Origin of the sequence: Mycobacterium kiyosense (assembly GCA_021654635.1) — a bacterium.
GTDB lineage: Bacteria > Actinomycetota > Actinomycetes > Mycobacteriales > Mycobacteriaceae > Mycobacterium > Mycobacterium kiyosense.
In genome coordinates, this window is record AP025179.1 from 4173722 (window position 1) to 4189213 (window position 15492).

4 protein-coding genes and 2 pseudogenes are annotated in these 15492 nt (G+C 67.4%); 1 reads left to right on the forward strand and 5 read right to left on the reverse strand.

All coding sequences use genetic code 11. The features are described from left to right. Positions 1 to 82: 82 nt before the first annotated feature. The 4 genes and pseudogenes from qcrB to L6444_RS19665 all read right to left on the reverse strand — a co-directional run bounded on the left by qcrB (position 83) and on the right by L6444_RS19665 (position 12767). A pseudogene (qcrB, locus tag L6444_RS19650) lies at positions 83 to 1673 on the reverse strand (cytochrome bc1 complex cytochrome b subunit). A 187-nt stretch (positions 1674 to 1860) separates the two neighbouring features. Next, a complete protein-coding gene (gene acpS / locus L6444_RS19655; protein WP_055577800.1) occupies positions 1861 to 2253 on the reverse strand; it encodes a holo-ACP synthase AcpS in 393 nt (130 codons plus the stop codon). A gap of 28 nt (positions 2254 to 2281) precedes the next feature. After that, positions 2282 to 11506: pseudogene (locus tag L6444_RS19660) on the reverse strand (fatty acid synthase subunit beta domain-containing protein). A 541-nt stretch (positions 11507 to 12047) separates the two neighbouring features. Further along, positions 12048 to 12767: a glycoside hydrolase domain-containing protein gene (locus L6444_RS19665; RefSeq protein WP_236976690.1), complete on the reverse strand. Its 720-nt coding sequence runs from the start codon at positions 12765 to 12767 to the stop codon at positions 12048 to 12050. A 218-nt stretch (positions 12768 to 12985) separates the two neighbouring features. Here L6444_RS19665 and L6444_RS19670 point away from each other — a divergent pair, with 218 nt between their 5' ends. Next, positions 12986 to 14128, forward strand: coding sequence for an aromatic ring-hydroxylating oxygenase subunit alpha (locus tag L6444_RS19670; RefSeq protein ID WP_236976691.1), 1143 nt, complete (start codon positions 12986 to 12988; stop codon positions 14126 to 14128). On the opposite strand, the gene L6444_RS19675 is transcribed toward L6444_RS19670, so the two are convergent. Beyond that, positions 14120 to 15448, reverse strand: a complete 1329-nt coding sequence (locus L6444_RS19675; RefSeq protein ID WP_236976692.1) for a lipocalin-like domain-containing protein — start codon at positions 15446 to 15448, stop codon at positions 14120 to 14122. The two genes, L6444_RS19670 and L6444_RS19675, sit on opposite strands and share 9 nt — an antisense overlap. Between the last annotated feature and the right edge of the window lie 44 nt (positions 15449 to 15492).

The window sequence follows — 15492 nt, forward strand, 5'->3', positions numbered from 1 at the left end:
GGGGCCCCGCCGAACAGAGCGCAGTTCGGCGGGGTCTGTCGCACCTACGTGAGCGAAGCCTTCCCGTCGCGGCACGGCTCCCTCAGCGAGACTTTCGCAGTACGGCGATCAATCGACGCTCCGCCGCATGCCGGGCCGCCGAGAGCGCCGCGTCCTGCGCCGGCGGATCAGCCACAAGCAAGCTGCCGCCGCCGGGAGTTCCGGCCGAGCCCAGCTTGTTCATCTTCTTCGGCACTGGCGCACCTTGATATTCCAGCGGGAGGGGCCCCAACGGCTGGTGCAATTCGACGTAGGCGCCGTGCGGCAGACGCTTGATGATGCCGGTCTCCACACCGTGCTCGAGCACCGCGCGGTCGCTGCGCTGCAGCCCGACGGCCCACCGGTAGGTGATGAAGTAGACCAGCGGCGGCAGGACCACCATGCCGATGCGGCCGATCCAGGTGGTGGCGTTGAGCGAGATGTGGAACTTGAACGCGATGATGTCGTTCATCGCGGCCAAAGTCAGCACCGCATAGAACGAAATCGCCATGGCGCCAACGGAAGTGCGCACCGGCACGTCACGCGGCCGCTGCAGCAGGTTGTGGTGGGCGTAGTCGCCGGTGAACCGCTTCTCCAGGAACGGATAGATGATCAGCAGGATGAAGACCAGCCCCATGATCAGTGCGACACCGACGGTGGCCGGCACCGTGTGATGGCCGAGGTAGATCTCCCAGGCCGGCCACAGCCGCTGCAGGCCATCCGGCCACATCATGTAGAAGTCGGGCTGCGAGCCGGCCGACACCTGAGAGGGCTTGTAAGGGCCCAGGTTCCAGATCGGGTTGATCTGCAACAGCCCGCCCATCAGGCCCAGCACACCGACGATGCAGGCGAAGTAAGCGCCGGACTTCACCGCGAAGCCCGGCATCACCCGAACACCTACCACGTTGTGCTCGGTGCGACGCGGACCAGGGAATTGCGTGTGCTTCTGGAACCACACCAGCGCCACATGCACACCGATCAGCGCCAGGATGACGCCCGGCAGCAACAGCACGTGCAGCGCATACAGGCGAGGAATAAGCACGGTGCCGGGGAAGTCGCCGCCGAACAGCGCCCAGTGCAGCCAGGTCCCGATCACCGGTAGCCCCAACGTGATTGACGACAGTGCGGCGCGCAGCCCGATACCGGAGAGCAGGTCGTCGGGCAGCGAGTAACCGAAATAGCCCTCGAACATCGACAGGATCAGCAGCAGCGACCCGATCACCCAGTTCGCCTCACGCGGCCGGCGGAACGCGCCGGTGAAAAAACACCCGCGCCAGATGCACCATGATCGACGCGGAGAACATCAGCGCCGCCCAGTGGTGAACCTGGCGCACGAACAGGCCGCCGCGCACCTCGAAGGAGATGTTGAGCGCCGTCTCGTAGGCCCGCGACATCTCCACCCCGCGCAGCGGCTGGTAGACGCCGTTGTAGGTGACCTCGGCCATCGACGGGTCGAAGAACAGGGTCAGATACACACCGGTGAGCAGCAGCACAATGAAGCTGTACAGCGCGATCTCACCGAGCAGGAACGACCAGTGCGTCGGGAACACCTTGTTGAGCTGGCGACGCACCGCGGCCGACGGGTGATACCGGGCGTCGACCTCAATCGCTTGTCGCGCAACGGTATTCGTCAAATTCAGGTCCACGGCGACCATCCCCCTCACGCCCGGCCCGCGCCGTTGCGAGTCGGTAGTTCGCCACGTATTACTACGCGACGTAGTACCACCGAATGTAGTACTTATCCGTGCCGATGTAAACGAATCTTTTGACGCGCAGCGCTAACCACAGCGCGCACCGCTCGAAAGGTGTTCCGCGCCAGCGTGATACGGATATCAGAGTGGGCTAGGACGTCTCCAGGATCGCCACGGCTGCGGCGGTGTCCGCCTCATGAGTGAGCGAGACGTGAATCGTCACGTCGGCCAGATGCTTGGCGATCTCGCCACTGAGCCGGACCCTCGGGCGACCCCACATGTCGGTGACCACCTCGATGTCGCGGTGAATGTCCTCCGGCAACACCGGGCGCTGTGCGAAGCGTGATCCCGACCAGGCCTTGATTACCGCCTCCTTGGCCGCCCATCGGGCAGCCAGGTGCCGTGCCGCCGAGGAACTCTTGTCGGAGGCGTCGCGGCGCTCGCCGGGGGTGAAAGTTTCGGCGAACACCGTGCCCGGTTGATCGACCTGCTCGGCGAAATCCGGGATGGAGACAAGGTCGATCCCGATTCCGACGATGCCCATGGGTGGCCAGGTTAACCGATCGTCCGGATCAGCCCGCAGACACCTGGTCGGCCCGGTAGGTGTCGCCGTCGCCCAGCCGGGAGTCGGGGTTCAGCAGCATCCTCGCCTCCTGCGGCTTCTCCGGCCCGTCGTGGTCGAAGCGACGATCCGGCGGCCGCTGGTACATCGGCTCGCCGCCGGCGATCGCCGACATCAACCGGCGCTGACCGGCCAGCAGGCGAGCGTCCGCGCGGCGCTGGTAGTCCGCGCGCTGCGCGGGGTCCAGCGCAGCGATGAACGCTTGGGGATGCACCAGCGCTACCAGACCCGACACGTGACCGAACCCGAGACTGGTCAACATGCCGGCCTTCAGCGGGAACCTGCCGCTCAAGCGCAGCGTGTCGCGCAGCCAGACGAAGTGCGAGGAATTGGCCAGCTCGTCGTCGACACAATCCAGGCTGCGGTTGGGCGGAATGACCCCGTCGCGGAGTATCTGGCACAGACCCATCATCTGGAACACCGCCGCACCACCCTTGGCGTGACCGGTCAGGCTCTTCTGCGACACCACGAACAGCGGGGCGCCCTCGGAGCGACCCAGCGAGTCGGCGAGCCGCTCGTGCAGTTCGGTCTCGTTGGGATCGTTGGCCAGCGTCGACGTGTCGTGCTTGGAGATCACCGCGATGTCGTCGGCGGTGACGCCCAGCTTGGCCAGCGCGCGCGCCAGCGCAGAGTCCTTACCCCCGCGGCCCGCACCCAACGCGCCCAGCCCGGGGGCCGGGATCGAGGTGTGCACCCCGTCACCGAAGGACTGCGCGTAGGCGACCACCGCCAGCACCGGCAACCCCATCCGCAGGGCCAGGTCGCCGCGGGCCAGCAGGATGGTGCCGCCGCCCTGGGCCTCGACGAAGCCCAGCCGGCGCCGGTCGTTGGGCCGCGAGAACTTCGCGTCGTCGATGCCCCGACCGCGCATCATCGAGGTGTCCGCGGTGGCGGCCATGTCACCGAAGCCGATGATGGCCTCCAGCGTGAGGTCGTCCAGACCACCGGCCACTACCAGCTCCGCTTTGCCCAGCCGGATCTTGTCGACGCCCTCCTCGACCGAGACCGCCGCCGTCGCGCACGCGGCGACCGGGTGGATCATCGAGCCGTAGCTGCCCACGTAGGACTGAATCACGTGCGCGGCAACGACATTCGGCAGAACTTCCTGCAAGATGTCGTTCGGCTTGTTACGGCCGAGCAGGTTGCCGTGGTACATGGTCTGCATCGAGGTCATGCCGCCCATCCCGGTGCCCTGCGTGCTGGCCACCAGGCTCGGGTGCACGTAACGCATCACCTCGGCCGGCGAGAACCCGGCGGACAGGAACGCGTCGACGGTGGTGACGATGTTCCACAGCGCCACGCGGTCGATCGAGTTGGCCATATCCGGGCTGATGCCCCACACCGTCGGGTCGAATCCGGTCGGGATCTGCGCCCCGACTACCCGGGACAGCTTGGTCTTACGAGGCACCCGGACCTCGGTACCGGCTCTGCGGGTGACCTGCCAGTCACCCGAGTCGGGCGCCGGCCGGATGACCGTGTGCTCGGGATCGAACTCGGCGAACGACCGCGCCTCGGCCTCGGAGGACACCACGAAGGTGAAGTCCTTGTCCAGGAAGACCGACACCAACAACGGCGACGCGTGGTCGGGGTCGATCGCACCGTCGTCGACGAACTCCCGAATCCCACAGCGCTGGACGACCGCGTCGTGGTAACGCTCGACGAGCTCGGATTCGTCCACCAGATCACCGGATTGCGTGTCATACCAACCCGGTTGGGGGTCGTCCTCCCAGCGGACCAGCCCGGTGGTCCAAGCCAGCTCGAGCACGCCGGCGGCCGACAGTTCGTTCTCGACCTCCATCTCGAAGCGGGTACGTGACGAGCCGTACGGCCCGATTTCGGCACCGCCGACGATCACCACCAGGTCGGCCGGGTCGACATCCAGGTCGTCCCATTCCGGCGGCGGCGCGGGCGTGTAGCCGCGGGGCGGCGACGGCAACGCCGCGATGGTGCCTTCGGCCGGAGTGTCATCCTCGTCCGCCGCCTCGGACGTCATCTCCGCGCGGGCCTTGGCGGCCAGCTCGGCCATGTCCAGTTCGACGTCGGCCAATCCACCGGTGAAGTCGGCCTTGATCGGCGAACTCGACGCGGCCACTTTGGATTCCACGTCGCACAGGCCCAGCAGCATCGCCGCCATCTCGTCGGTCGAGTAGGTCCTGACACCGGCTTCCTCGACGGCGGTGACGATGGCGTCGTTGTGACCCATCAGCCCCGTCCCGCGGGTCCAGCCGATCAGCGCGTGCGCCAAGCTGACTCGTTCCGCCCACGAGGATTCGGCGTGCCAACGACTGACCACCGCGTCCAGCGCCGACTTCGCCTCCCGTTAGGCGCCGTCACCGCCGAACATGCCGCGGTTGGGCGAGCGGGGCAGCACCACGTGCAGCCGTGAGGCGATGTCGCGCTCAGCGCCGATCTTCGACAGCCCGCTGATCAGCCGTTGCGCGGCCCACAGCAGTACCTTCATCTCCATCTCGGCGCGCGCCCCGACTTCGGACATGTCGCCGACCACCCGCGGTGCGGCGAACGGGAACAACAGCGTTGGGGTCTGCGCGTCCTTGATGTGAATCGATTGCGGCCCAAGGCTCTCGCTCTGCTCGGAACCGACCCAGTCGACCAGGGCGTCGATGTCGGAGTAGGACGCCATGTTGGCCGGCACCACCCACAACGCCGCACCGAAGCGGGCGTGATCGCGGTAGAGCTCGCGGTAGAACGCCAGTCGCTCGTCATTGAGCTTGGAGGTGGTGGCGACGACGGTGGCGCCGCCGTCGAGCAGGCGCGCGACCACCGATGCGGCAATGGAGCCCTTGGAAGCACCTGTCACGACCGCGATTTCGGCGCTGTAGGGGCCGGGGTCGGGGTTCTCGGCGCCGGCGGCGATCCGGCCGTACAGGGCGGCGTGGATCTGCCGGCCCGCGGCCAGCGACTTGCCCTGCCACCAGGTGGCCTGCGTGGCGACGACGTGGCCGGCCCCCTCGAACCGCTCCGAGACCCGCAGCCAGTCGGCGTCGATGTCACCTTCGTCGGCCAGCCACAGCTTGACCAGGTCCTCGCGGGCGCTGGCCCAGCGGTCGTCGAAGACGACAGCCTTCTTGCCGTCGAACACCGGCGCCACCAAACGCGGCCAGTCCGAGCCCAATTCGGCAGTCACCAGGTCGATGAGCTCTGCGTCGGTGGCCGCCGGCGGCACGCTCGCGGGTTCGTCGAGGCCCAGCTGACCCAGCACCAGGCGGGCGGCCGAGGCCAACACGCCGTCGCGGCCGGTGATCTGGTCGGTGAATTCACTGAGCGCGGCCGCGTCGACGGTCGCGCCGCCACCGCCACCGGCCGAGGGCAGCGACACCGAAACCCCATGGCGCGCAGCCACCGCGGCGACAGCGCCATCGATCACCTTGTCGACCGACGCGGCGTCGGCCAGGGCGCCCTCGTGCAGATGACCCATTGCGCCACCACGGACGCTGGTGCCCTCCCGGGTGCCCAGCGCCACCTCGACGGTGACGTGCTTGACCCAACCCTCGCCGAGTTCCCAGGTCTTCGTCACCCGCTCGGCGATGGCAGCGGGCCGCTTGCCGGACGGGCCGAACACCGTACGCAACTGGTCGTTGATCGCATCGGAAAGCACCGGACCGTAAGGCTTGTAGGTGCGGGCCAGTTTGGTCACCTGCGCGCGCAGCCCGGCCAGGTCGGCCTCGGCGGCGCCGTCGATGGCACCCAGGTTCAGCTCCGAGCCCAGGTCGACCAACAACTGGTTGCGCCGCGAGGAGGCGCCGTCGGTGATCGACTCGATGGAGTCCAACGGCTCGATCTGGTCCAGGCGCATCTTCGCCGAGATCGCGATCAGGGCCAGCGTGGCATCGGCGGCGTCGAACGGGATGTCGTCGGGACGCGGACCACCTGAGGGCGCGGCCGCGGGAACCGGCGCGGGAGCGGCGGCGGCTTGCGGTTCAGCGGCGGAATCAGCAACCGGCTCTTCGACTTCCGGTTCCGGCTCGGGATCGGTGTCGGTGGCGAACAACACCGCGGCATCGCGCTCGGCGTTGAGCACCTCCACCGTGCTGTGCGCGTATTCGGGCAGTTTGAGAGTGTTGGTGGCCAGGCCCGCGACCGTCGGTGCCGTCTTCACGCCGATCTCGACGAACCGCTCCACCCCCAGGCCGCCGGCGGCCTCCTCGATGAACAGCAGGTCCTGCGTCTCGATCCAGCGCACCGGGCTGGCGAACTGCCAGGCCAACAGCTCGATCAGGATCTTGCGTGCCAGGTCGCGTGGCCGTTCGTTGAGCCAGGTGTCGTAGTCGGCCAGCACCTCGTCGAGCGGTTCGGCGGGCACCAGGTCCCGGATCTCCTGGATGAAGTCACGGTCCAGCGTGAAAGGCCGCGGCACCAGGTTCGGGATGTAGCGCCCCAGGATCAGTTCGGGGTCCTTGTCGCGCGGCATCAGTCGTTCCAGCGAGCGACGGAACTCGGCGACGCCGACCCGCAGCACCCGGGAGTGGAACGGCACGTCGATGCCCGGCACCAGGATGAAAGAGCGCTTGCCGCCGGTGATCTCGCGACGCCGCTCGACTTCTTCCTCCAAAGCCTCCAGACCGCGCACCGTGCCGGCGATCGCGTACTGCGACCCACGCAGGTTGAAGTTCACGATCTCCAGGAATTCACCGGTGCGCTCGGCGATGCCGGCCACGAAGTCGGTGACTTCCTCGTCGGGCAAGTCGATTTGGGAGGGTCGGATGGCGGCCAGCCGGTAGTTGGAGCGGCCCAGCTCGTCGCGCGGCACGATGTCGTGCATGTTGGAGCCACGGTGGAACACGGCTTCGAGCAGTGCGTCGAGCTCGAAAACCCCACTCACACAAGCCAATGCGGTGTATTCACCCACCGAGTGGCCGCAGGTGATGGCATTTTCGACGAAGGCGCCCTGCTCGCGCATCTCGGCGACCTGCGCGGCCGCCACCGTGGCCATCGCGACCTGGGTGAACTGGGTGAGGAACAGCACACCGTCGGGGTGGTGGTAGTGCACTCCGCTGGCGATGATGCTGGTCGGGTTGTCGCGGACCACGTGCAGCACCGAGAAGCCCAGGGTGTCCCTGGTGAACCTGTCCGCCTCGTCCCACACCTTGCGGGCCGCCTTCGAGCGGGCCCGCACATCCATGCCCATACCCTTGTGCTGGATGCCCTGACCGGGGAAGGCGTAGACCGTCTTGGGCGAGGCCAACCGAGCGGTCGCCGACATGACCAGGTCGGTGCCGATCTTGGCGGTCACCTCCAAAACCTCTGCGCCCTGGTCTATTCCGACCCGTTCGACCCGGAAGTCGACCTCGTCGCCGGGCAGCACCATGCCGAGGAATCGTGCGGTCCAGCCGACCAGTCGCGCCGGTGGGCGGGCTTGGCCGTCGGTGGCGGTAACCGCGTGCTGGGCGGCCGCCGACAGCCACATGCCGTGCACGATCGGCGATCCCAGCCCGGCCAGCAGGGCCGCGGCCTTGTCGGTGTGGATGGGGTTGTGGTCGCCGGACACCACGGCGAACGGTCGCATGTCCACCGGCGCAGCGATTTTGACGTCGCGGCGGCGCCGCCGCGGGGTGTCGGTGGCGTTCTCGGAGACCGCACCGCCGGCCCGGACCGGGTCGGCAAGTTCGGCCGTACCGGTGCGGCCCAGGATCGCGAACCGCTCTTCCAGGGTCGCGACGAGGGACCCGGTCTGCGAGGTCACCGTGACCGTGACGGGAACGACGCGGCCCATGTCGGTATCGGTTGCCCCGGTAGCCGTTGCGACGACGGTCAATTCGGTCGGCACCGTGGGCAGCTGCTCGGCTAGCCGGACGGCGTGGTCTAAGTGCACCAGGCTGAGCAGGCCCTCCACCACCGGCACCCCGGTGTCGGTGACCGCTGCACCGATCGCGGCGAAAACCGCGGGCCAGCAATGCCCGACGAGCGCGTCGGGCACCGTGGTCAGGCTCGGTGCCAGCGACTCACCGAAAGTCGCCGTGACCCCGGTGTGGTCGGCAACCCGCTCGGGATCCCATGCCACCGTCACCCTGGCGGAGCCGTCCGTGACCGTCGGCAGCGACTCCGGCCCGTCCACACCGGCGGCGATGGCCAGCACGGAACGCATTGCCGTGGTGGCGTTTTCAGTGGTGACCACCGGGACGCCGCCGTCGGCGGTGTTGGCGGGCAGGCTGAACGGTATGTCGATCCAGGTTCCCGACACCGGCACGCTGAGCACCACCTCGCCCTGCGGGGTGACCTGCAGCCGCGCCCCGGTGGAGGTGTGCGTGGCGGTGCGGTTTTCGTGTACCTGCCAGTCGGCGGGCTCGGCGATCCGGTGCACCGGGTTGGTGGTGGTCCGGCCCGCCCACACCACGTCGGGCGCATCCAGCACCACGGCGAGCGGCCCGCGCACGTCGGCGCGGCCCAACCGGCGGCACGTAACGTCGGCGGGCTCGGCGCCGGCGCCGATCACCTCGTCGATGGCGGCCTGCTCGAACCGGTCCAGCAGTTCCCCGACCGGTTCGTCCAGTCGGGTGATGCCGGCCACCGCGGCGGGGCCGGGGATGATGCACACCTGGTCGGCGTCGTAGCGGGCGTCGTGCGCCTGCCACAGGGAGTCGCTGCGCCACCAGCGCCGCACGTCCTTGTCGATCACCGGCACGAAGTTCACCGGCTTGCCCGGCGTCTTGCACAGGCTCACGAAGAACGGCACGTCGGCGGGATGCAGCTGCACCGTCTCGGCATCCGGGTAGCCACCCAGCAGCAACTCGATCGCAGCGGCCGGATCCTCCAGCAGTGCCGCGTCGTTGAACAGGGTGTCGATCGGCCCGAAATCCTTTGCATGCAAACGGGCTTCGGTGCGCTTGAGCATCTGCTCGAACCGTTCCCGCCAGGTGTCGGCCAGCCACGGGCTACCCGGCGCGGCGGTGTCTGCGGTCGAGTCGCCATCTCCGATGGCCAATTCCACGTAGCGGCGCAGCCACTGCAGGTAGGTCATCTCCGCGACGTCGCCGAAGTAGGGCTTGGCGGTCCTGGCCATCGCGGCGATGATCTCGTCGCGACGCTCCGCCACGGCGTCGGCGTCACCGGCCACCTCGTCGAGCAGCTGCCCGCACCGGGAGGCGCTGTTGTCGATCTCGTGGATGTCGGCGCCCAGCTGGCTACGGCTGGAAGCCATGCCGCCCTGGGCTTTTCCGGCGCCGATCCAGCCATCGGTGCCCTGGGTGTCGACCAGCAGCTGCTTGACCGACGGCGACGTGGTGGCTTCCAGCGTCGCCATCGCGGCGGTGCCGACCAGGATGCCGTCGATCGGCATCAACGGGAAGCCGTAGGCCTGTGCCCAGCGACCGGACAGGTACTCCGCGGCACGCTCGGGGGTGCCGATCCCGCCACCGACGCAGACCGTGATGTTGGGTCGAGAGCGCAGCTCGGAGTAGGTGGCCAGGAGCAGGTCGTCGAGGTCTTCCCAGGAGTGGTGACCGCCGGCGCGGCCGCCTTCGATGTGCATGATCACCGGCTTGGTGGGCGCCTCGGTGGCGATGCGGATCACCGAGCGGATCTGCTCGATGGTGCCCGGCTTGAACACCACGTGGCTGATCCCGACGTCGTTGAGCTCGTCGATCAGCTCGACGGCCTCTTCGAGTTCCGGGATGCCGGCACTGACCACCACGCCGTCGATCGCCGCGCCGGACTGCCGGGCCTTCTGGACCAGACGCTTACCGCCCAGTTGCAGCTTCCACAGGTAGGGGTCCAGGAACAGCGCGTTGAACTGGTAGGTGCGGCCGGGCTCGAGCAGCCCGGCCAATTCCTTGACGCGGGCCGCGAAGATCTCCTCGGTGACCTGTCCGCCGCCGGCCAACTCGGCCCAGTGCCCGGCGTTGGCCGCGGCCGCCACGATCTTGGCGTCGACGGTGGTCGGGGTCATGCCGGCGAGCAGGATCGGCGACCGCCCGGTCAGCCGGGTGAACTTGGTCGACAGCTTGACCCTGCCGTCGGGCAGGCGGACCACCGTCGGTGCGTAGCTGGACCACGCGCGGGCCACCTCCGGGGTGGCCCCGACGGTGAACAGGTTGCGCTGGCCGCCGCGGGTGGCCGCCGGCACGATGCCGATGCCCAGACCTCGGATGACCGGCGCGGTCAGCCGGGTCAGGATGTCACCGGGACCCAGGTCGAGGATCCACCGGGCTCCGGCCTCGTTGACCCGGGTGATCTCGTCGACCCAGTCGACTTTGCGGACCAGAATGGCCTCGGCCAGGTCGCGGGCCAGCGCGACGTCCAGGCCCACCTGCTCGGCCCAGCGACCGACGATGTCGACGCCGTCGGACAGCCGCGGGGTATGGAACCCGACCTCGACCCGCACCGGGTCGAAGACCGGCGCGAAGACATCGCCGCCGCGCAGCTTGTTCTTGCGCTCGGCCTCTTCCTTCTCCGAGATCTGGTTGCAGTACAGCTCGAAGCGGGACAGTTGCTCGGGAGTGCCGGTGATGACCACCGAGCGACGCCCGTTGCGGATGGACAGCACCGGCGGCAACACGGTGCGCACGTCCTGGGCGAACTCGTCGAGCAGTTGCCCGATGCGCTGCGGGTCGGCGTTGGTGACCGACACCATCGGCGGCCGGTCGCCCAGCACAGAGATGCCGCGGCGGCGCGCCACCAGCGTGCCGGCCGCGCCGATCAGCTGTGCCAGCGCCAGTAATTGCACGTCACGCGATCCGCCGGCTTTGAGGGCCTCGACCGCGAGCAGGCCCTGCGAGTGTCCGGCCAGTGCCACCGGCGGGGTCTCGATCAGGTCCATGCCCTGGCGGGCCAATGCGCGAATGGCGGCGATCTGCGTCAGCAGTACACCGGGAAGTGAGACGGCGGCCGAGGTCAGGTGCTTGTCGGACGGCACGGTGTCCTCGGCGGCCAGCGCGCGCACCCACTGCAACGGCTCGAAACCGATCGGGCGCACCACGATCAGCTCCCGCGCGACGGGCTCGAGCAGCAGATCGGCCTCGCCGACCAGGGTCGCCAGCTCGGATTCGATCCCGGCCCCGGACACCAGCTCTTCCAGGGTCTCCAACCACGCGCTGCCCTGGCCCCCGAACGCGACCGCGTAGGGCTCGCCTGCGGTCAGCCGGTCCACCAGTGCATGCGCGCTGTGCGGTCCACTGCCGTCGCGATCTGCGGACAACCTGTCGTGCTCGTGGATCGTCACCTTGGTATCTCCCTCAAGCGTCGCTATGCATCTATGCGTCTCGGTTCGTTCGGCCGGCCCCGCAGCCCCGGGGCGGTCCGGCGTCCTGCCGGTGCCGCTCCGGGCGATTCCGCATCGAATCGCGGCCGATAATCGTCTGACCGGTGCTTTGTCGGGCAGCCGGAACGTCGTCGAGCGGCGCCCTGTACTGCAGCGGTCCCAATAAGAGTGTCATGAGGATCTCCTCGAATTCTTGGAGGTGATTGGTTACTGGCGAGTTCTACGCACCGGTAACCGTGTCGTGGGTAACACCGCCGGAAACCGCGGGCGCGGGCGCCGCTGACAAACGTCCTGCATGCAGGTGGTTACGGTCGAGTAGCTATAACTTCGCTGATCAAAGCAGTATTGTTACCAAATCGTTATGTTAAAAATTTCGCCTCCCGCGGCCGCGTATCGTCACGCCTGCCACATACGCAACGATTCATCAATGTCGTCGACGGAGGCGACTGAGCGAACGAGTGTTTGCTGGAACGAGACGCAGATTCTTAGAAAGCGGGCGAGGTCACGCCCACTGCCCGTACTGCGGCTTGAGGATTTCGTTGACGTCGACCCCGACGCCCCCCACCTGTCGCTTGTCGATCTCGACTTGATGCAGATTCGCGGCCGGGTGCGTATACCCCTTCGGCGAGCCCCAATTGTGCTGCCAGAAGTAGGACCCGAGACCGTCGTTCACCGCCCAGTCGATGGTCTTGGAGTTGGCGTACACGCCGGTGCGCTGGTGACCGACCACCGACTCCCAAGACCGCAGGTACGGGACGATTTGATTCTTGTACTGGTCGTGCGAGGGGTCGTCGTCGATCGAGGCGTAGATGGGAGCACTGGCCGGGCCGCCGGCCGCGGCATGCAGTTCCATTCCCCGCTTGGCGTGCTGGATGCCGGCGGCGGCACCGCCCAGCCAGTCCGAGGTACTGCCTTTTCCGAACTGATAGCACGAGACGATCTTCAGACCGCTTCCGTGCAGGTCCTGCGCCTCGGCGAGCTGGATGGGCTTGCCGAGCATCCACGCTCCCCCGGGCCGCCGATCCGAGACATACCGGATCGCCCCCACCGCGCCGGCCGCTCTGATCTGGCTGGCCGGGATGACGCCGGCCGCGTAGTCGAGCAGGGTGCCGAGCGACGCGGACGCCGCCGGCGCAGTCAGCGAAGCCGTCGCGGCACCCAGGCCCACCAGGGCCGGTGCCACCGCGGCGAATTTCAGCACGTCACGTCGGGAAACGGACATGAGTCAGAGGGTACGACAGGAATCCCATGAAGATCATCAGACACAGCAGTCACATCTGCATCACTTCGCCGCAACACCAGTTCGGGTCGACAGATCCGTAGCCGATCGATCTTTGGTCGATTCTTCTTGTCACTATAAAGTTAGTAAAGTTAGGCTCGGGATGCGGCAGCCCCGCAGCAGCCGCTGAGGGGACCGCACGCGATGCGATGGGGGTTGTGATGGATCACGACCAGCTGATCGATCTGACGCGGCGCGCTTTGAAACTGGCGCGCGACAAGACAACTGACCTCGCACCACACACCCACCAGGTTGACGCGGCCGCCTACACCTCTCTCGAGCGGCACGCCAGAGACCGGGCTATGGTGCTGGGCTGCCCGCAGCTGGTCGGCTACGCCTCCGAACTGCCCCGGCCCGGGTCCTACTGCACCAAGACGGTGATGGGCCGATCGATCTTGCTGACACGCACCGCCGACGGCTCGGTCAAGGCATTTGACAATGTCTGCTTGCACCGGCAGGCGCAGGTGGCATCGGGATGTGGTGTGGCCAAACGGTTCACCTGTCCCTACCACGCTTGGACATATGACAACAACGGCCGGCTGACTGCGGTGCCGGGCCGCGAGGGCTTCCCGGACACCACCCCGCGCTCGGACGGGTTGACCGAGCTCCCTGCCGCCGAATTCGCCGGATTTCTCTGGGTGGCAATGCAACCCGTGAAAAGCGGGACGACCTTGGATGTGGCGGACCACCTGGGGCCGCTGGCCGCAGAACTCGACTCCTGGGGCATCGGCCGATGGGCGCCGTTGGGCGAGAAGGTGCTGGACTCGCCCATCAACTGGAAGCTGGCGGTGGACACCTTCGCCGAGAACTACCACTTCGCCACCGTGCACGAAAACACGTTCGCCACCATCGCCCGCAGCAACTGCACGGTCTTCGACGCCTTCGGGCCGCACCACCGATTGATCTTCCCGCTCAATACGATCCTGGATCTGGAGAACGTTCCCGAGGACCAGTGGGTGCCGCTGAACAACCTGGTGGTCATCTACGCGCTGTTCCCCAACATCGTGATCTCGGCGACGATCGCCAACGGCGAACTGTTCCGTGTCTACCCGGGCGACCGACCGGGCCGGTCGGTCACGGTGCACCAGAACTCCACCCCGCTGGATATGTCCGATGAATCCGTCGCCGCCGGCGCGCAGGCGGTGTTCGAATACGCCCACGCCACGGTGCGCGACGAGGACTACCGGCTAGTCCAGGGGTTGCAGGCGAACCTGGAATCCGGAGCGCGGGAGAAACTTCTGTTCGGCCGCAACGAGCCGGGCTTGCAGCACCGCCACCTCGCCTGGGAGCGGGCGCTAACCTGACAGTGCGGTGATCAGGTCGTCCAAAATTGTTGCCAGGAACTCTGTTTGATCGGTGCGCAGCTCTGCGGCCAGTTGTAACGCCGCGTCTGCGGCGCCGTCGTGCACCAGTTTCGCGAGCCGGTCCACGGCGGCGTGTAGCTCGGCGTCAGCGGTTTCGGCGGCTGTGGTGGCCAGCACCTGGACCAGCTCCCAGTCCCGATAGAGCGCCAGTGATCGCTCGTTGAACGCAAACGCCGTCACCGGCCGGCCGGCCAGAGTTCCGCGGTAGCGATACGGCCCTTCCATGTATTCGATCGGCAGACCGTGGGCCGGGGCAGCCACCAAAGGTTCCCCCACGATGTCCAATTGTAGTGCGGCGCAGGTGATCCGATGCCGGTCGGGCAGGTAGCGCGCCTTGGCGGGGGGACGGATCAGCGATCGGATCGATTCGGGCCACCGGACGTAGCTGCTGATCGTGACGTCGAAGTCTTCGACGCACTCCGACGGCCTGGCGTCGGGGTAGCTGGTGGTGATACCGGTAAACGGTTGCAGCGCATTACCTTCGGTGCGCAGAAACTGCCGCCAGATGCTCATGTCGACGCCGTTGTCGAAGTTGATGGTGCGCCACTCATGCGACCTGGTTCGCGGCGGCTCGCCGCTCCCGCCGCCCGCGTACTTGGGAAACCATTGCCGGTCGACGTGCCCGCTGCTCCCACTGACCCGCTCGGTCGCCTCGCCCCAGCGCAGCGCGCCGGTCATCACCATCCCGGTCTGGAAGTAGGAGTAGGTGTCGTCCTGACCGAAGCAGGCGATCTTGCCGTTGTACGCCGAGGCGCCCAACGCGGTAGGCGCGCGGGTGGGGGTGACGGCAAGTTCCAACCGCATGGGCTGCCCGTGCTGGTCGGTACCCACCAAGTCGACGTCATAGGTGTAGGGCACCGGATTGCCGCCGGCGTCGGTACGGGCGGTCCATCGCGCGGTGCCGTCGCCGGTGTCGTACTCGAGGTCCAATAGCCCCACGGCACTGGACAATCGAGGGATGGCGCCCGGCTCCATGCTGGCCGGCGGCATGTCGTAGTCGGTGTAAGTGCCGTATTCCCCGGTATCCAGATCGAACAGTGCCATGGTGTAGAAGTCGGCGACGATCGATCCACCCGGCCGGTTCCGGTTGAAGATGGTCAGGAATGCGAACGACCGGCCGGTCTCCGGTGCGTCGAGTTCACCGGCGATGAACCAGGTGTCGGACTCCTGGTCGGCGTGCTGGCCCTCGGCGGCGGGAAAGTTCAATTGGCTGTCGCCGGGTACCAATTCGAACGGGTAACTGCGCCAGTCGTTCGCCACTGCTGCCTCGCCTTGGGAGAATTTTTGCTATGTTAGCATCAATA